Source organism: Photorhabdus hindustanensis, from assembly GCF_002968995.1.
GTDB lineage: Bacteria > Pseudomonadota > Gammaproteobacteria > Enterobacterales > Enterobacteriaceae > Photorhabdus > Photorhabdus akhurstii.
In genome coordinates this window covers 1-19912 of the sequence record NZ_PUWT01000064.1, presented here as the reverse complement: position 1 = coordinate 19912, position 19912 = coordinate 1, and the positions used below count along the sequence as shown (strand labels likewise).

Annotated in this window: 17 protein-coding genes; 1 reads left to right on the top strand and 16 read right to left on the bottom strand. The window is 40.7% G+C overall.

Going from position 1 to position 19912, the window contains the following annotated elements; all coding sequences use genetic code 11:
• Window positions 1-3 precede the first annotated feature (3 nt).
• From C6H66_RS20450 to C6H66_RS20385, 14 genes are all read right to left on the bottom strand, one after another.
• Window positions 4-1674 (bottom strand): contractile injection system tape measure protein, encoded by a 1671-nt coding sequence (locus tag C6H66_RS20450; protein WP_105396551.1) that lies wholly within the window; start codon window positions 1672-1674, stop codon window positions 4-6.
• A gap of 91 nt (window positions 1675-1765) precedes the next feature.
• Window positions 1766-2761: a phage tail protein gene (locus C6H66_RS20445; RefSeq protein ID WP_052739476.1), complete on the bottom strand. Its 996-nt coding sequence runs from the start codon at window positions 2759-2761 to the stop codon at window positions 1766-1768.
• A gap of 100 nt (window positions 2762-2861) precedes the next feature.
• Window positions 2862-5813, bottom strand: coding sequence for a hypothetical protein (locus tag C6H66_RS20440; RefSeq protein ID WP_105396550.1), 2952 nt, complete (start codon window positions 5811-5813; stop codon window positions 2862-2864).
• Entirely contained in the window at window positions 5806-8505 is a 2700-nt protein-coding gene (locus tag C6H66_RS20435; RefSeq protein WP_105396549.1) for a hypothetical protein, read from the bottom strand. The genes C6H66_RS20440 and C6H66_RS20435 overlap by 8 nt, the downstream gene beginning before the upstream one ends.
• Window positions 8506-8587: 82 nt before the next feature.
• A complete protein-coding gene (locus C6H66_RS20430) occupies window positions 8588-9004 on the bottom strand; it encodes a hypothetical protein (protein ID WP_105396548.1) in 417 nt (138 codons plus the stop codon).
• Window positions 9001-9417 (bottom strand): GPW/gp25 family protein, encoded by a 417-nt coding sequence (locus C6H66_RS20425; protein ID WP_105396547.1) that lies wholly within the window; start codon window positions 9415-9417, stop codon window positions 9001-9003. Before C6H66_RS20425 ends, C6H66_RS20430 begins: the two co-directional genes overlap by 4 nt.
• Before the next feature lie 13 nt (window positions 9418-9430).
• Window positions 9431-11032, bottom strand: coding sequence for a phage baseplate assembly protein V (locus C6H66_RS20420; protein ID WP_105396546.1), 1602 nt, complete (start codon window positions 11030-11032; stop codon window positions 9431-9433).
• Window positions 11029-11712: a CIS tube protein gene (locus C6H66_RS20415; RefSeq protein WP_036781763.1), complete on the bottom strand. Its 684-nt coding sequence runs from the start codon at window positions 11710-11712 to the stop codon at window positions 11029-11031. Before C6H66_RS20415 ends, C6H66_RS20420 begins: the two co-directional genes overlap by 4 nt.
• Window positions 11699-11878: a DUF5908 family protein gene (locus C6H66_RS20410; RefSeq protein ID WP_036805589.1), complete on the bottom strand. Its 180-nt coding sequence runs from the start codon at window positions 11876-11878 to the stop codon at window positions 11699-11701. The genes C6H66_RS20415 and C6H66_RS20410 overlap by 14 nt, the downstream gene beginning before the upstream one ends.
• Complete coding sequence (locus C6H66_RS20405) at window positions 11875-12333, bottom strand: phage tail protein (protein ID WP_046396635.1); 459 nt, start codon at window positions 12331-12333, stop codon at window positions 11875-11877. The genes C6H66_RS20410 and C6H66_RS20405 overlap by 4 nt, the downstream gene beginning before the upstream one ends.
• Before the next feature lie 13 nt (window positions 12334-12346).
• Window positions 12347-13546 carry a phage tail sheath family protein gene (locus C6H66_RS20400; RefSeq protein ID WP_105396545.1) on the bottom strand — a complete coding sequence of 400 codons (1200 nt, stop codon included), beginning with the start codon at window positions 13544-13546 and terminating at the stop codon, window positions 12347-12349.
• Window positions 13547-13594: 48 nt separating this feature from the next.
• Window positions 13595-14977: a phage tail sheath family protein gene (locus tag C6H66_RS20395; protein WP_105396544.1), complete on the bottom strand. Its 1383-nt coding sequence runs from the start codon at window positions 14975-14977 to the stop codon at window positions 13595-13597.
• Window positions 14978-14989: 12 nt separating this feature from the next.
• A complete protein-coding gene (locus C6H66_RS20390) occupies window positions 14990-16096 on the bottom strand; it encodes a phage tail sheath family protein (protein ID WP_105396543.1) in 1107 nt (368 codons plus the stop codon).
• A 79-nt stretch (window positions 16097-16175) separates the two neighbouring features.
• Window positions 16176-16625 carry a phage tail protein gene (locus C6H66_RS20385; RefSeq protein WP_036805577.1) on the bottom strand — a complete coding sequence of 150 codons (450 nt, stop codon included), beginning with the start codon at window positions 16623-16625 and terminating at the stop codon, window positions 16176-16178.
• Between the two features lie 683 nt (window positions 16626-17308).
• Here C6H66_RS20385 and C6H66_RS20380 point away from each other — a divergent pair.
• Entirely contained in the window at window positions 17309-17791 is a 483-nt protein-coding gene (locus tag C6H66_RS20380; protein ID WP_248000758.1) for a winged helix-turn-helix domain-containing protein, read from the top strand.
• A 92-nt stretch (window positions 17792-17883) separates the two neighbouring features.
• On the opposite strand, the gene C6H66_RS20375 is transcribed toward C6H66_RS20380, so the two are convergent.
• Window positions 17884-19035 carry a hypothetical protein gene (locus C6H66_RS20375; RefSeq protein WP_040148759.1) on the bottom strand — a complete coding sequence of 384 codons (1152 nt, stop codon included), beginning with the start codon at window positions 19033-19035 and terminating at the stop codon, window positions 17884-17886.
• 140 nt (window positions 19036-19175) lie between these two features.
• Window positions 19176-19912, bottom strand: a 737-nt coding sequence (locus tag C6H66_RS20370) for a T6SS immunity protein Tli4 family protein (protein ID WP_248000757.1), incomplete at its 5' end; no start/stop codon positions are given.

Genomic DNA, 19912 nt, shown 5'->3' with positions numbered 1-19912 from the left:
CTTTTAAATATTTTGCCAGTCAATCTGTAAATGACGATTTAGCCAGGGAAGTTTAGCGATATTTAATGGCCACGGCCAGTCGGCTAATAACAGATCAAATGGCTGATGTTGTAGTGTAATTTTTATTTCCTGTTCATCTATCAGCAATTCACCCGGTCGTTGTAAAAACAGTTGGCGGGCATCATTTCGGCTCAGTTTTTTCCAGCCCGGAAGTTGAGCTATAATCGCATCCAACCATTGCTCTATTATCAACTGTTTTTCTGACTCAACAGGGATTGATTGCATCTCTTCATCAATCATTAATCCGCATAAAACTTTATTCAATACTTTTCTCTCTACCTGCCTCTTTTCACTCCCCCAAATAAAATAATCCAGGAAATCAACCGCCATAAATTGAGCTTGACGATGAATAAATTTTTTCTCCTCAAGTAGATCTAATTGATTAAATAAAGCGGGTAACATCGGCCATAGAATTAATATTCCCGCATTATTTACCTGATATGGAGAAGTTAAATCTGATTCAGGATATGGCCTGTTAATAGCCCGAGGTTGATTACAATTATTATCTTTAGAGCGCAAATTATCTGGTGTTGATAATATTGATTGTTCTTGAAAAGTTTGATGCTGACTTAATTGTGGAAAATTTTCCCGATGCTCTGTAGATAATTTCTGTAATAGCTCGGTAATCATTGAATTAACCGGATCTATTTGCTGTAAAGATTGTTCTCTAGAAGTTTGTGTTTCACAACCAAAACGATTGACTAAATTTCTATATTCCTGAATAGAGAGGTGTGTCTTACACAGTCTTGGAATCCATTCTATTTGCCAAATCGGCTTCAACCATTCATTTAATAAGGTATTTTCAGCGACTATATTCTGGCGAAATAACGTAATAATAGGCACAATATCAAGCATACTGCTATCAAATTCAGCCATGATATATGATATCACTTTCATATCTGGTTTGGGTATTTCCTGAATATTATGCCGCTGTATATATCCCAATCCATTCAATACCAATTGCCAAGAGGTAACTACTTTTCCTTGATGCTGAGATCTATCTATATTCTCCGATAATTTGCAATTAATCGCGGTTAATAAATCTGGTTGACTGATAGCTAAAAGCCGTTGCAAACCGTGCTCAGATAAGCAACTCTTTGCCAATAATAATGCTAAATTTTTCTCTATTTGCATTAATTTATTAATTAAAACTTTAATATTAACGTCAATATTCTTATTGCTCTCTATTGCATTTTCAGGATTTAATTTAACCTCTTTTTGATATAAATACTGGATAAATCCCTCAATATCAGATAAATCATTATTATATAATAAAGAGAATTTACCGGTATTATGGGATATTATTGAACCCTCCGTAATAATTTTTTCCTTATTATTTTTACAATATTGGTCCAATGCTTTATTTATTGCAATATTAAACCTAATAGGAAATAATGAATTAAAATCATGAAAATTTATTTCACCCAGATTCAGCGTTAATTTCTCTAAGTAGATATCCTGATTAATAACATGTTTATCAAAGTATACATTAAATAATTTATGCATACTGACTTGATTAAGTAGAGAACCATGTAGTACCCTTTTAGCTATTTGTTTATTCTTAGCTTCAACAGTAATGATAATTCGATTTAACAAAGTTTTCTCTAATAACATGTTAATGTTCCTTTATAATTAACCATTGCAATAGGTATGAATAATCCGTGTAATAAAACACATCATCATTGTTTAGTAGCATCACTTATATTTATTTCTTCATAATATATCTCATAAAATATACATTTGCTCGCAGATGTTGTCCATGCCCTAAATGCCAAAAATCATTTCCTCCTTGGTTCCGCCCTGCAATCAAATTAATACCCCAGCCAGCTTCACCTTTTTCACTTTCACCATTTAAATTAGGCGTACCATTTCTTCCATCACACAATACCCAACCATTAGGTACAGATCCATTACTATAAAATGGCACGATTGTTCCTGCGGGAATAATTAAATTAGCTAGTGCTGACGCAATTGCTTCTACATTAACACTTACACCATTGGAATCAACCTTAATACCATTACCCTCTTTAACTTTTACACCTTTCGTACTCAAGCTTAAACCACTTACACCACTCCAAGCATTACTTGAATTTCCTCCCTCTAATTTCAAATAGAGACCGGTATTATCAGTCACTACAATACCTCCACCATCCCAACACTTAACAGCTATACCATCTGGCTCAACAGAAATACTGCCTTTATCTTTAGCCTTAACTTCTACTCCATTTCCACTAACAGAAATGCCATTACCCTCTTTAACTGAAACACCTTTGCCATCAACATTAATACCATTAGCGGCCTTGACAGTTACATTATCTGTATTTACAACAATACCATTACCTTGACCAACAGATATTCCATTGTCTTTATTAATCAGACCACTACCAAGGTCTACAGATAAAATATCATCTTGTAACATTAATGGAGAAAAGCCATTATTGGCAATAGTGCCAATTTTTAAATTAAGTGTACCATCACCATTCAGCTTCAATCCTGTTCCTGGCCCATTTTGTTTCGGTGCTTGTCCGATTGCTTTGCGACCAATATCAGCAATATCAATTAAGTGTTCATAATCAGTTTGCAATGGAATACTACCTGCTTTAAACCGTTTTTTTAAATCCTCTGCTGAAAGACCCTCTACTTTATCATTAGTATTTCCTGTATTAATCTCTGAATTAGATAAATCGTTATTCTTTTCCATTTTTATCACCTTATATATTAGTCTATTCTAATAACATAGTAATGATTAAAGATAATTAATTTAATAATGCAACAAGCATTTCTTTTTATTTATAAACAAATCAATCTTTTCCTTTATTATCCTCAGACTGAGATTGAGAATCTTCAACTAACATTCCCCTTTCATTCCTTTTAACTTTTGGTATATATAGCAATTGGTTACTCTCAATGAACTTATAATTCCATTCCGTTTCAGATTTACCAATGACCTCAATTCTCTGAGCATCAGTGGCAATTCGCATATTCCCTATCCCCGTTAATGGGGAAGGCAGGCGACCTAAAGTCAACATTTCTAAAATATGGTATGATTCATCCCCTAAAGCAGAACCATTATTTTGCCAATGTTTATAGGTTTTGGAAAAATTCTTGAAATGGTCCGGTGATAACCAATGAATAATCATGGAAACATGGGCAGGAAATTCAGCTAAAATCTCAGTTTTTACCCACGATTCCAGTTTATGAGAATCAACCTTGTTATTTTCAATTAACTGACGATTAATCACTACGCTAACGACAAATGAAAAACGATCAGTATGTGCATATTCTGCACTAGAGAAATACCAGCGATAACGCCATGCTTCTGCTTTTGATGGAAATTTATTTGAATTTGACTGAGTTGCTATTTTTTCAAGTTTTATCCAGCCTTCAATACGATCAAATTCCACTATACGCGCTTTAAGCTCATAATCAGGTATGGCATCCGCACTAGCCAATGTTTTTACAGGTGGCTCATAAGGAGTAATGATATATTTCAAAGTGATTTCGTCATCTTTTTTTATCATAGCAGGAAAAGGGCTATGGACATTGGAGACAATCCACCGTTCATCTTCACCTTCATGTGGTTTATCAGCATAAACCAGTTGATAATCCATATCTTCCAACCACACCGAGCTATTTTGCCAAAATAGTCTTTTGTCAGTAAATGCCTGTTGCACTCTTTCCAAATTGTATTCCAAAGCAACGCTGTTACGGGTGTCAAGATAAAATGATTCTCCTATAATCTCAGTGATAACTTGACCCCGTAATGTGAACCCGTTTTCACCTTCAATAATCAAGTCAATCATCTGACCGTGTAATAACCGCCCTGCTGTACTTTGCTGAATAATAATTAAGTGATGGTTTTTAGAATCAGGATGATTTTTAATTTCTAATCTATTAGGTGTTTGTTTACTGTTGAACGCCTCGTCAGGTTTTACTGGTAACAGCCGACGATGCTCAATTAAATAGAAAGGCAGATCAGCCAAATCAGGTGGTTCACTAAAACATTTTCCCCCCAAGCCTAACCGGGCTGCAATTCGTTTTTGCAGCGCCGATACTTTATCAATCCGAATATTATTACGATGATAGGCTAGCTCCGGTTGTTGAGCCAAATAACCGCGCTGAGTGGACAGAAACTCCTGCCGATTGAGAATAAGTGGTCTGTCTGCTCGATGCGTACCAAAATAGCTTAACAGATACTCCAGGATAACTAGCTCTTTTACATAATTACGTTCTTGGATACCATCATCATTACCAATTTGTGCATCATCATTCAGTTTCTTAATTAAATTAGGCATTATCTCCTGATGAACGTTCTGACTAACTGTATTAACTTTAAAAGGCCATTGTACACCATATACCCTATTTCCCCGTTGTTTAAACGCCAATAGTTTTGGCAATAAGGCAAGTTCAGCACAGCCATTAGCTAACAGTTGTTCAAAAGGCAGCATAAATTGGTGTAACTGTAGTTGTTGTAAGGTATGTTTATTAGTCTGCAATCCATAACAAGCGGGTAATTTATTGCTTGCCGGGTAATAATCCCGCACCTTACGATGTTTACCCCAGTTCAATAATTCTGGTTTCGTATTAATCAATGGTTCTGTGATGAGCTTTTTCTCTATATCTTCCCTAGAAACTGTAACTTTCACACCACCTTTGGCGATAATAGTCAATGGGCTGTCTGATGAAGCCATCAATGCTAAAGGATCTTCGCCCCATAATCTGGGATAATAATGTTCTTTAATAATTTTCCAAGACCAATTATCACCCGATAGCGGAGAAATAATACTAGCATCATATTTCTTCTTATCTAGTTCCAACCGGGTTACACTTTGAACACCTTTAATCGCCAATAATTGGTTAACCAAATGGCTTAAGTTTAATACCATAGCGCCGTTGTAATCTCTGAGCGGCGGTAATTGTGGTATCCAACCGTGATGCAAATAAGGCCCATCAAAAATTTCTTCATTACTGTAACCCATCTCTTTCATCGCTTGGGTGGTATAACGTAGCGGCTTTTCAATTATCGTCTGTTCCGCTGTCATATAAATTTGGGCGAATATGTCAGCGATATCTTTAACATCATCATCAAGCTGAATATCGATCTTCAATGGTAAATCAACGGGTTGTAACCAGATAATTTTACTCACCCACTCTCCTAAGTTACGATTATCCTTTAGGAAAGCATTAAGTTTCTCTTGAGCCAACTTATTATCGGCCTGAGTTTCCCGACCAGGCAGCAAATAAAGCCAATAATTTCCTCTTAATGTTAATCGTTCGCTATCTGAATTGGGGATTTGAGTAAAACTGTATTTACGCTCCTTTTTGCTATACCAGTATGTATAGCGTTGATCGTTAGGTTCACATACCAGCAGTACATCATTAAATAAAAAGTAACCATCAACCGCATCATTACTGTGTAAATCCAACAATGCCCGACGATAATCCGCCAACGTAATAGGCCCACAAGTCAACATCTGTTGCGGGCCAAACTCCTGCGGGAAAATACCCTCTCCGGCGGTCTGTTCCTCTGGGGTGGGCGTAAGCAGATCTTTCAGTGGTAATGAGTGACGATAAGCTAAATCAGACGCACTATAACAACAGGCTTCCAATAAGGTGATACCGGGATCATTTTCACTCATATCACTCCAATATTGACCGGAATATTGTTCAATAATAGCCTTGGCCTGAGCAAGTAAGGTATCAAAGGCAATATCGTCTTTAATGATGGGAAACAGAGCATCCTGATTATTCATTATCAACTCCTTGGCTTGAAAGACGCTTATCTGTCCAAACTAAAATCAGTACTTCATTATCGTTAGCTTCGATACTTTCACCCACGGCCCCCTTAGTTTGGTTAGCTGTGGTTAGGCTTAAATTAGTGACTCGTTCTACCAGTGGGGATTGTTGGATGGCGGCTAATAACTGATAGTAGTCAATGCAGTTACCGGTTGTTACGCCGATAACAGGATTCTCTGCCCACGGCATATATATTCGGCTTAATTGTTGCTGTAATTGGTGATGGCCGTAGTCAGAATTAACGTCTGAAATAAAGGTCACTTGATAACTCACACTAACGTCAATATAAGTAGGATTGTTGATTTCAATAGCTGTCCAAGGGCTACTTAACTGACTTAGCCATGAGATCATCTCTTTCAATCGCGCCGGGTTTAGTGTTGGGCGTAATGCATCATCGTTATCCTTGTAACGATTATCCGGGATAACTATCAGTTGTTGTTTTTCTGGCGCCGGAATGGTGGTTAATTGGCTGCCTGAATGGTATCTGACATCAAATAGGCTAACAAAATGATCTTTTAGTAATGTAACCATGTTTCCCCAACTCAGTACCCGGTTACGATGGGACAATCGGACAGGGATTCGTTTTAAGAAGGCTTGCTCCGTTTCTCGGGGGCGACCATTCCAGGAAGCCCAAGGTTGCATGATGCCGCTGATTGCGGCAATCGTGGCCACCGGCTGTTTTATGTTGTCAGCGGCCAATCCATTAATAAAATGCTCCTGTTCAACAGTTTCTGCGTTGGCTAATGTGGCGATGGTGGCGTTATACAGCAAACCTTTAATACGTGGGTAATCTTGGGGATCAGTCTTATCAGTTATCTCGGCTTTCAACCAGTACCGCCCTGTCGGCATCAGAGCGGCCTGATTTGAAGCATCCTGTGGCAATAAGGTGCGCCAGATACCCTGGTCGAACAAATTATGAGTTTGATCGTCAACTAATTTATCTAACTTACTCCAAGTATTGCCCTTGTTGAGATAAAACCAGGATAAAGTGAGCTTCTTAATACCTTCTAGTTGCCAATAGAGAGATAAAGTTTGCCCCGGTAGTACTCCGGTAAAGCCCAAATAGAATGCATCATGAGTCAATGTCGGTTTTTCTGCTGCTTCGCCCCGGCCAAAAGGCGTCAGAGGGTAAACAGTAAATTGCTTAGGTTTAGCTTTAGCGCTGAATTGAATCTGCAATGCACTGATTTGTGGGATATAGGGTAAATTTTTATCTTTCGGATCTTTCCAGTATTGGGTATGCATAAAATCCTGTCCGGCCAATTCTATACGCACCAACGCCGGCCAGTCATTGGGATTTAAGCTGTCTACAAGGGGAAAATTCATCGTTGGCAAGGTAAATTTTAAGCTTTGTCCTTGTGGTTCCTCCTTTCCACTGAATAATGATTGCGCTTCATTCAGCTTTTCTCTCTTTTGAGGCGTGACTAAGTAACCCTGTACTTTAAATGCACTATTATCGGGCTTGGTCTTATATCCTTCATACCATGTTGAAAAATTTACTGTAGGCAAGCCAACCCATTGAGGAGTAATCGTCAAGGTCGCGTTTTCGGAGTTATACCATTCAGGGGCAACCAGATTAAAACCAGAGCCTAATAACGGTGATTGACCAAAAGGAAAACTAGTCGCATTCGTTTGTTCAATACCTCCATCAGAGGCATAGTACACATTGCGGTTGTCGTTAATGTTGATCTCGATGTCTTTAATCTTCGGCAACATCGGTCCCTGTTTGGTGCTCAGTTTTAGTACCGGAACATCAAACGTCATATTATCCAGGGCATCAAGAGGAGTTATCGGCGCATCACTGGCAGACAATCCAAGTTCAAGCGTTGTTTTGTCGACAAGTTTTACCTTCAAGGAAAGCCAGCGATTTTCCGCGCTAATATTAGCCGTGGTGTGCTCAGGTTTACCCTGCCACTCGCTGTCTAATGTAACTTTAATCGTGCGCTCTCCTGCCGGCATCGTAAATAAAGGCGAAGTAATTAAATAACCGGACAGAACTGAAATATCATCAGGCGTTGGGCTAAAAAGCCGAATACCGTTTTCAGGGAATGCAATGTTATCTGCAAGATTCAGTGGTATTGCCGATTTCCAGCCATCCCCCTCTTTTCGATACCAACACAGGTCAGTCAATTCCCCTTGGTTTGCCAATACATTCAACTCGGACACATATTGTAATGGATTGCCAGCGCTATCATGCCCGGCATCAAAACGAGTTCCTTTAGGAACAAGATATTCAATACAATCCGAATTTAGGGTAATACCTATCGCCACCTGATCCGCTTGAGCATCTCTCGGTTTCAAGCCCAATAATTCCCGGTAATAAAGATCACGATGCCGCGCAGGAAAGGTATTAAATAATATTTTCGTCGTTTCTAACAGTTTTAAAAAAGCCAACAGAAAAGCCTGATGGGCAGGTAAAAAGCCATCTGCTCTATTCGCTTCTTGGTAAATATTCGCTAATTGCTGAGAGTTATTCTCCTGAATAAAATAGAAGCCACTCCAAAACTGCTCTTTTTCTTGACCAAAAGGGATTTTTTCAGCGTATTCTTTAAGCCAGTTTAAAATATCTAATGTGCTTCTTTCATCAAGTTTAAAATCCGTCTCAGACACAATAGCGGTAAGTTTATTATTTAATCCGGTCTGTCCCATATTTATACCACCCGTTATTTGCATATAACTTTAATATGTTTTCAGGAGATCGTTATTATTTAAAAATAAATTAAAGCATTCCTTATCCGGCACTGACAGCGTATTGACCGGCAATAAATCGGCCTTTTCCCATACTGGGTGCGGTTATATCCGGGCCGCTCGATGGGTTATTTGCCGGCTGCGATGGGGTAAAACGGGCAATAAATTGCTGCCCGACGACAATGACCGTGACAGGGCCTCGACAAAAGTTTACCTGCTGGCTGGCATCTAATTGAGCAATGGTAACCATCCCCATGCCGGGTACCGGATGGCTCGGCGTAATATATTGCGCCTGAAATTGGACCTTTTTTTCATCACCCATTATCACAATCTTTTTACCTTGGATTTTGGCGTGACCGCTGCCCCGAATAGTTGCCGGCCCCAGAATGGTGACCTGCCGGTTGCCGAATAAAGGTTCGAATAGCAAAGTGTCGCCATCAACCACCAGTTGTTTACTCATAAAATCACTTCTCCTTCACCAATTTCAAGAATACCTTCAATTTGCTGGCTAATTTCACTACCTCTCAAGGCATAATTCACCTTAATATGCAGAGTATTCGGTAAATTTATTTTTTGATTTACTTGAATTTCAGTAATTTCGGCGCGGGGTTCATAACGTAATACTCGCTCTTCAATACGCGTTTGAATATGAGCCATTAGTTCATCACTGATATTTTCAAACATATAATCATTTAGACCACAACCGTAATCTTCACGCATAATCCGCTCGCCAGGTTCCGTCAGAAAAAGAACTTTCATATTCTGGCGAACATGTTCTGCTCCTTCTGCCATGATGATTCCCATCTGAGAAGAAAACTGTGGCGGAAATGTCCAGCCCCGACCATAAATATCGGCTAATATTTTATCTGCCATCTTATTTAACCTATTATTGTGTTAAATTAATTTTCGCCCCTTTAATATCAACCCCAGATTTTCCAGCGGCTGATAGGGATTTTTCGGCTTGAATATTAATTTCCTGCGCCTGAGTAATGAGATTTTTAGCGGAATTAATGGTGATATCTTTATCCTGTTGCAGAGATAAAGTATTTTTTCCACTATTAAATACGAGCGTATTATCTTTATTATCGAATATTAGTGCCTGCTGATGCTCTCCCTGTTTAATCACTAAGGTTTTCACCAAATTCTTTTCACTCGGTTCTAACGGTGATCTATTTTTAGGGTTATGCATGGCGCCTAATATCACCGGAAAACGAGGATCACATTCAAAGAAGCCGATAATCACCTCATCCCCCGGTTCCGGGTAGAAGCAAAATCCACTCTCATGACTGGCGTAAGGTTTACCTAAGCGGGCAAACAGCGTGCCGCTGGTTAAGTTTAAAGCCGGTATTTTGACCGGAATACGACCTAGCGATTGGCTATCCTGTTGGTATTTTTCTACGATCCCGACATGCAGCTCTTTAACCTGAGGTACAACCTGTTCTACATCTGATTGCATGCCTAACGTTAACCGGGTGCGCCAACCTTGCCGCTGGTTGATGATCTGGCTGACGCCGGTGATAATCGCCTGACCATCCATTCCCTGCCCGAAGCCAGTTAATGCCAAAACATCACCCGGTTGATAGCGATCATTGCCTGCAACCTCAAAACTGCCGGATATATTATGGCTACGTCGGTTACCCATGATGCTTTGAGTAAACTGCCTGGTTTGTTCATTATCCAATGGGCTGCTGAAAATCCATTGCCACTCTTGATCGGTCAGCGGTTTCAGCGTGTCGGTAGCAAGTTGACCGCCGCCAAACCCACTATGCTTCGCCTGAACTGCCTGAGACAGCTTTTGCTGGTTAATGTCCCAAGACTGTACACTTACCGCTTTGGGGCTGCGCTGATTATCCCATTGCAGATTCGCTTCAAACAGCACAATGTCCCGAATATCGCCGCGCTGACGAATGGTGTGCACGGTTGACCGATTAAGTGATTCCGGTGTTGCCAACGTAATAACATCATGGCCGGGGATCAGCCAGATATTGGTAGCACTCAGTCGGCTCTTTAAGAATGTCCAATCATTGCAACGAAACTGCACCATTTGCTCATGTACCGTTTTAAGTTGAGGCGCTTGTTTTATCGCGACAGGCACACCGGCTTGGCTGAATAGCTTTTTGATAATCGCCTCATCACTCTGCTTATTGAATAGTTGAGAGTGGAAACTATGGGTTAATTTTTGCAGTGGATGCTTTGCTGTCAGAATCATTAAACTGTCCTGACCTTTAATCTTCAATGTCTGCTGAACAATGATCCCTTTAAACAACACATTTGTTTGCATCTGCACAATAATTTCATGATTCGGGCGACAATTTGCCAACTCTGCCTGCGCCTTAGCATCAAAAATATGACTGGTATCACCAATAATAGCCAAAGTGACGTTAGCCGAAGGAATGCCATTGATAGGGTAATTGACTGACAAACTGATAACCGTAAACTGATTGAGCGTTTTGCCGCCTATCTTAATCGCGAGCGTGGGTATCTTCATGCTTCCCTCCGTGCTTGCAGCGTTTGTCCCGGCGTGAAATCATCAAGATTATCCAGATCGTTTTGCCAAGCCAGCGAAAGATAATCGATACCCCCCGCCAGAGCCGCACCCGCGCCCAGTGCAATCAATGGCAGAGAGAGCATATCGGTGACGCTAACCGCGGTAGCCGGTGGCGATTTTAACTGCTGCTCAGTGGACTGAATAACAAAGCTCTCATCCGCCACCAGCGATAAGGTAGCCATTGCCCGTAATGGCATGGCGTCCCGGTCAAACAAGGTGTAATGAATATTGAGACCACTGGCCCGGCAGGCAAAATAACCTTTATTTTCCCAACGCATTTTGCCCCATTTGATTTTAAGAAAATGCGGGACTTTGGTACCGGCATCAACGGCGCAGAGGGTTTTCAGCGTCGACAGTTGGGTTTCTATCGGCGTACTGTTGCCGGGCATCGATGCATCAAACAGTAGATCTAATGACAGGCCCGCAGGCTGAGACGACACATGGTGGTTGCTTTGGTGAATATGGGTAATGCTTTCATCGTTTTTATAATTGGCTTGATAATTGAACTGGATCGCATCAGGGTTATACATCACCGGTAAACTGCCCACCAAGATTTTACCTTCCCGATCTTTAAAAGCGGTCAGCGTGAGTTTGGACAGGCTACGTTCAATTAAGCTCATACTGGCCTCCTGTTTCACGTAATGCCTCTAACACCTCCCGTTTAATCCTTTCAATCAGGAGAGCGTCATCCAAGGCTTCTTGGGCTAATGTCCGCGGGGATGGTAAATCACTCGCAGAATCGGTGACTTTAGCCTGAATAATCAATTCTTTAATTTCTACAGTCATGCTTTCACTCCTAACCAGCGCATATCCTGATAACGTAACTCTAGGGAGTTCACCAAAACAGCATTGCTATTAGCATCAAAGTCACCGGTAGACCAACGAACCGGTAACGCGTTACTCACGGTCCAACTTGCCACCGGTAAAAAATTTTCATTCAGCAACATGATGACCACATCAGCATAAACCGCTTTTTCTCCACGCAAGACACGATCAAATATCAGAGTAAGCGGTGTAACCGTCATAACACCACGCTCCAATACCAAACTACCGTGCTGGATCTTCTCGGCCAGCCAAACGTTTCTGGCATTTTCCCCGCCCTGGCTGTGTTGCGTGGTTTGCAGTTCACGGCTAAGTCCCGATATACGCTGAAAGGCAATATCAAGCGGACTGGGAATGTTGTTAAACAGAAAACTGGCGATAAAACGGTGTGATACTGACGGGGTGTATAGATTATTCATATTTTGCCCCTGTTTAATTTAATCTCGTTATCCCGGTACGTGTATCAAACGTCAAACTCAGTTCAATAAATTCCGCCGGAATGAGTAGAGCCAGTTTGATTTTCATGATCATTTTCCCGGCTCGCAGATCCGCTTCACTCATTGATTCGTCAACGCCGAGTAATATGTCAAATGCCTGTTCTTCGTGGGTACCTAGCAGCCCACCTTTTAACCATAATTGATGCAACCAGTTGTAGGTTTGGCCCTTAAGTTTCATCCAGGTGATGGCGTTGTTGGGTTCGAAAACAAAAGCCCGGCCTAATCGGGTGATATGCGCTTCGATATAGGAGACCAAGCGGCGAGTTTGGATATAGCGCCAGGGAGAATCGGGGAGGTTGTCCAGAGTTCGGCATCCCCAGACTTTAATTCCTTTACCGGGGAAGCTGCGAACCAGATTCAACGAAGTGCCATTCTGATTAAAGAGCGCATCAGCTTCAATAAAGGAGCGTATTGGGCTGACCACCTTAGCTAAAGCCACGTTGGCCGGAGCGGTCCAGATACCTTGCTGATTATCATTACTTTGGATAACCGCAGCCACCGCCGCGGTAGGCGAAAGGATGATATGTTGACCATTTTCTTGATATGTGGTTTTCAGTCCCGGCCAATATACCGCGCCCCATTGCCGATCGCTTGAGGAAAACTGCTCTAAACATGTAGCGGCCGGTACCGGATCATCCGGGGCATCCAGCAATCCCATGATGCCACGTCGGCTCTTGCAAAGGTCGAGTACTGACTGCCAAAACTGTAGCCAAAGATCGATGTCAGCACCTAGCTCTCCCATTTGATTAAACAGGACAACATCAGGAACGACAATCAGGGTGATTGTACTTTCCGCGGCAATAGCCTGCTTAAGCCAATTCTGTTGCAGCGCAGTGATCAATGATTGAAAATCGTTCAGTGGTTCATCAGAGGCCAGCGGCAGTACATAGGCTTGTTGACCGCCATTTTCAAAAAAGTGGCGCACAGAGTAGTACATTAATCCTGACTCGTGAAATTTTAGGGTAAAGTCGGTCAGGCTGTTTAATTTAACTATGGTTTTACTACCCGAACGGGTTTTACTGGCCGAAATTTTTGGAATATAACCAATAAAAACCGGTATACCCATAAATGCATCATCTGGCGTCTGGGATATCAGCTTCTCCGCGATTGTCACGCCCGGCTGTTTTATTTCCATTATCGTTTCCTCTACAGGACAGGCGCGGCAAACCGCGCCCCAGTACGGTTACTGTGCTACTTTTTGCGAAAATTTCAGGATAATAAATTCAGCCGGACGGACTGCCGCCATGCCAACCTTGACGATCATTCTTCCATGTGTAATGTCGTCGTCAGACATAGTGACACCTTGACCAATTTGGACAAAATAGGCTTCTTGGGGGTTACTACCGACCAGCGCCCCTTGTTGCCAAAGTTGATGGAGGTAATTGTCAATGGCTGACCGTACTCGCTCCCAAGTCGGTTGACTATTGGGTTCAAAGACGGCAATTCGCATTGCCTGTTTGATATCCCGTTCCGCCGCATTAAATAGACGCCGTACCGGAATGTAACACCAGTTGTCATCATCTTTTTTCAGGGTACGTGCGCCCCAGACAACAAAACCTTTGTTGCTGAAATAACGGATGGCATTAATTCCTGTCGGGTTCATGACTTTTTGGTCATCGTCAGTGAGTCGCTCGGCCACATCGCTAATCCCATTCAGCACAATGTTAGCCGGTGCTTTCCAAACGCCACGGTTGGCATCAGTGGCGCAATAGACACCGGCCATGACTGCACTGACAGGAATCATTTTGCTTATGTGCTGTATTGCATCAATAGCTTTTCGATAGACATCCGGGTTTTTCTCTTTGAGTTCCGTCAGATTGGTAACATTAGCTGCTTTTGCATCCTGATAACCTGAAACAGCTATAAGGCTCTCTTCCGTTTGCATAAGCTGTGAGACTTTTATCGCAGGATAATACGTTGCGGTTTGTGAGGATACGTTAGTGCTGATAGTGGATGTTTTATTCTGATTATCAGCGATAAGGAAATAGCCCTCATCCAATAATGAAGGTGTCAGACTGTTATATATCCTGCTCTGGTAATTAGAATCTTGTTCAGGACAGACGATTAAAGTAATTTCTAAAGCTTGCTTAATTAACTCAGGGATTAAGGCCAGAGTTTTAGTATCTTCCGACTTAGCAATCGGCAGGATATAACAAGGCCCACCGCCATTTTGAAAATAAAGTTTTAAGGCATCACTGCTTGTTGTGTAATTAACTGTCACCTCGTAAGTGTAATCGGTTTTTTTTTCTTCTTCTGGATCGCTATTAACTTCTTCATTTTCGGCTGATATATCACCTTCAACTTTTTCAACTTTCCTAGATTTTTTAGAGGCAGGGGGAGGAGTTGATTTAATAACTATTGACGTAACACAACCTACATGAAACTGGTTAGTGAAATCCAACCAGCTACTAACACGTGTCACTTGTGGCGTCGTAGTCGTACTAGGTTTTTTCGGTGAAAAACGCCCAATAAAAACCGGGATTGCCGTGCTTCCTTGACTAACAGAAAGCGCTGGTGATGCATCTTCTTCAATATAGACGCCAGGAGTAGAAGTTTGTGTGGCCATATTCCTTCCCTTCTATTGGTTCATATTCTGTGTAAACTGCAAGATAATAAATTCGGCTGGACGAACTGCCGCCATACCCACTTTAACGATCATTTCACCATGTTTAATATTGTCATCAGTCATGGTGATACCTTTACCAATATGAACAAAATAAGCCTGTTCAGCTTTATTACCCACCAATCCCCCTTGTTGCCAGAGGGAATAGAGATAATTATCGATAGCTCGACGCACAGTTTCCCAAGTGGGTTGACTGTTCGGTTCAAAGACTGCGAAACTCATAGCATTTTTAATATCTCGCTCTGCGCTGTTAAACAGACGGCGAACCGGGATATAACACCAGTTATCACTGCCCTCAAGCGTACGAGCCCCCCACACCAATGTGCCACTTTTAGGAAAGGTACGAATCATATTCAACGCTTTAGCTTTATCTTTGTTATATTGTCCTTGCAGGTCATCAGTCACCGGATATTTAGGTTGTAATCCTCCTTGAATAGGGACATTCGCTGGCGCTTGCCAGACACCCCGATTGTTATCGACACTGGCATAAATACCGGCCATCACTGCGCTGGGTGGAATATTAACGCTAGTTCTTTTCCCTTCTTTATCTTTTTCTCCCCACTCAGCGGTCAACCAAGGATAATAAACTGCGCCATAGGCGGTAGCGGTATAAGTCTTAAGTACTTCATCGGGTTTTTGGTCCAAAGTTATTTGAGTGTCTGGGCCATCAAAATCAAAAATGGCAAATAATCCTTTGCCCGGTTGGCAAAGTGTACTTACAGCAGTAGTAATATCCTCTCCGGCAGCAACCAGCAATGTGACATCATCCAGCTTCGAAACTTGGTTTACTAACTCTTCGGTTTTAACAAGATAACAATATCCACCGCCGTTAATAAAATAGGCGCGTAATGAGATATCAAGTTTGTCGTTGGAATTAAATTGTCTATTTCTTAGTGCCAAATATTCTAGCCAGCTATTAACACGATGATAGGCATCTCCTGATTTAAACAAACTTTCATCTTTGACAGCAAAAACAGGTACCGCCGTTGCACTGGAACGGACAGAGAGTGCCAATGAAGCATCTTCTTCAATATAAACACCCGGATAAGAATAAGTTGTCATAATATTCGCCTTTAAAAAGCACTGGATTGACATGTCAGACTATTCCTGACAACAAACAGTCCTGACACCAAACAGTGTATTAATGGAATTCAACAGTCACCCGATCGGCTTTCAAACTTATTTCCTGCACCGCAACTTCATTACTGGTGGCATCAAAACTGGGCGCTGTTAGTTTTTCTGGGAAAGCATTAGCAATATTCCAGGTGATCAGCAGGTTTGAACCTGTTTCATCAGTGAGACTAATAGAAATATCTTTCTTTTCTATCTGATTAAGCGAAATAGAATTAATCCAATCGTACAATTTAGATTGCCCTTTAAAAATACCGCGCTTTAAGGTAATAGTTGGTCTCTGGCGTTGACCGGGCATTTGTAACCAATTACCAATTCCATCACGATATTCAATCGTGTCATAGCTAATATCTAATCCCGATACACTTTGAAAAGACATTTGCTCATCACCAACAGTCACGACAAAACGATAAGTTGGAATGGGGTATTGAACAGCAATTTGATCGGCAGTTGTAGACATTGTTATTTCCTTAAGAGTTAAATTCATAACCGGGTTAAAACACACATCATTTTAGGTACGCTACCGCCCTTAGGTATCATGCCTAATGCCTGACTTGTGTATTCACCGTGCTTTAATATCCAAACCCTCATTCAAGGGAATGAGGCGACCTGACTACTGATTAACGTAAGTTAATACGTGATAAACATCACACTGTTGGAGCTTTAAACTGTTTATTGAACAGTAATCACTCAAATACCGCCAAATAAAAGTTAAAAATAAAAAATAATTATTTTTATCAATTTTTTATCTATTAATTCAATTACATAGAGAAATCACCCTCAATTCACAGCATTATTTCTCATGGATATCTATTCACTTATTTTTACAAAATAAATTTATAAACAATAAATGATACCTAAAAATATTTTATCTATATTTACAACGCTTCCATCACTTCATGGACAATAAAATCACAATCATCACAATATAAATAAAACTAATAATTAATTATCATTAAATTTATTTATAAATAAAAAACAGAAAAATAACTCATATGACAAAATAAAATAAAAAATTTTAAATAATTTATTTTCTTGCATTACTCATGGGAAAACTATATAAGTTCTATCGGGCATAAGCCTAATTGAGCCATCCTGGCTATAGCGAATAGACAAACATTAAACAGAGGCAGAGAATGCGTTATGTTGAAAATAACTAGAGATGTTTATTTAGACTGTGACTCAAACAAAATAATTTATGGTAAAAATGTATTTATCATTACGGAAAAAGAGAAACGCCTGCTACTCGCATTGTGGGAACATGCATCACAAGGGAAGACATTAAATCGGGAACAATTGATTCCTCTGGTTTGGCCTGAACGCAAAAACGGCGTAGCAGAAACCAATTTATTGCAATTAATCTGTAAGTTACGCCGAACGTTACGCTATTGTGATCTCGGTGAAGCCATACACACGGTATATCGACAAGGCTATCGTTTTATCCTGCCATCTCAAGATAACGAACAAGATAATAATCAGCCCCAAAATACCAAATTACCTATTTCCATCGCTACACCTCCAAAACCATTTTATTGGCGTTTCACCAAGATGATTGTTATGTTTATCACTGCAATCATCTGGATATCAACTATCCTATATACTGCCCCCTTTCTGGCTAAGAGATAATGATGATTTTTATTTGCGGCTCATTTCAGCAACTTATGGGCCGCTTTGATAAGAAAATATTATGACTCATAACATTGGAATTATCTATTTTTTTATTTGTGCAACTCTTTCGTCATTAAATAGAGAAGCGCATTACCCTCAGGTAATTGATTAATGACAATATGGTCGCTATTTGTCAGGCGGACTACTTCCGTCAACATAGCGGGGGTCAAAAATACAGATAACGGCCCCGGCGGTCCAAAAGTGTGATCGATTAAATGAATCGGATTTTCCCAAGAGAAATTTAACGAATGCTCATGACTATACATCGCCAATTCAGTCAGTACATTATTAGTGACACCCGTTACCCAAAGGTCCCGCATACTGCTTTTGTCAATACGGTTATACTCAAACAAGATAGGCAAATCTTTTGTGATTTCTCCCGGCAACGAAGGTAAAGCTCTTCCCATATTAGCAAGGATATTTAACTTTTTCTCGCTAGCAAATTTTACTGACGAAAATAGTTGAACTGACACAAATTCGCTATATGCTTCTCTATCATACTTAGTTGGCCAAAGCTGAAATGCAATAACCATTACCAGCTCGTCAAAAGTCTCCTTATCATATAATTTGTCGATCTCATCCCGGTTCTCTATATGTTCCATCCTCACTTTCCATTTTCGAGAGATGAGTCCTTGATATTGAATAAAATCTCTGGAAGCGTATAGCCTTAAGTCGATAGCAGGGGATTCTGCGATATAAACCTTGCGCAAAAAGTAGCGATAGCCCGGACACTGTTTTTCAAGATCCTGATCAATTTTATCCAATAATTGTTGGATATCTCTGGTTGGCGAAAATAGCGGACGCCCTTTATGAGGGAACACAGGAATATCTTTCGCATCACCTAATAGTGATGCCATACCTTGCGGCTCAGGCGTCAAAATAATATTACCCACCACAGCTAACTGTTTTCTGCTCCATTGCTGCCACTGGAAACGGGTTTCAGCACTGGCATCTTCCCAAGCGTATGCCGCCATACAATATTGCTCATAGCGATTTAACACCACGCCGAATAACATCAGCCATATCAGGAAGGACGGAAAACTACTATAAATCGCTGCGTGCACGAAATCGGTGGTGTTTTTCAGAAAAGCATAAACAAATGTACCAATAACCAGTATTAACAGCAAAATAATAAACCATAACCAATAACGCAAAGGCTCCACAGCTTTAAGTTCAGGTATTTCAGGAATAGGCCAACTCATGATAATCACTCAATATTGTTAAAAGATATAGGATTCAAAATACGACAATTGCAATCATCTATCATCATCGGATTAATGCCCTCTCTTTTCCATTCCGATCACCGCTAGAAAAAGCTAATTTAATCATATTCAACCTCTCATTAGTTCCTTATTTTTAAAGCACCCAGCCTTTTACGAAAGGTACTCGTTACCGTATCCCAAAATGTAATCAATTCATCTCCGGTATAAGGCGTCGGGGGTAGCTGATAATTCATTAACATAATACCAACATAGGGGTTCTTATAATCTCCGGCGGTTTCATTCGCTATAAAATCAAATTGATAACGAGGATTATTGTCAAAAGGTTGCAGACCGATTGCTAATAACTCTTCCGCACGAATACCGTTGACTTCCCGTTTCCCTTTCCTGGCTATTCCGCCACGGTTAGCGTACAGATCTTTTTCAATTTCACCAACACGTTCAAGTAAGGTACTTTCCCCTGTCAGGTCATTTATGATCTCCACACTGAATTGAAAGTTCCCATTGTTATTTCCCCGATAGACAAAAGTCATCCTCTCTTTCTCATTACGACTACCGCTACCGGCAATAAACCCATCAGGAATACACATCCCCGCCACTGTCGGGATTTCTGTATCTTTTCGGCCACTGATTCTGGATAGCAGTCTTTTCATCTTTTCCAGAGTTTGATACAACTCATTATATTGCCTTTCAGAAAATCCATGCCTTATATAAAAATCTCTATCTTCCTTATACTTATCATCTGATAACTCCATAAACTCCATTGTTACGATAAAAGCGACACCATTACTATACAAATGCGCTTCTAATACTCGGGCAAAACCAGGAACAGCAGTATCTTGATTCCTGTCGAAGATCA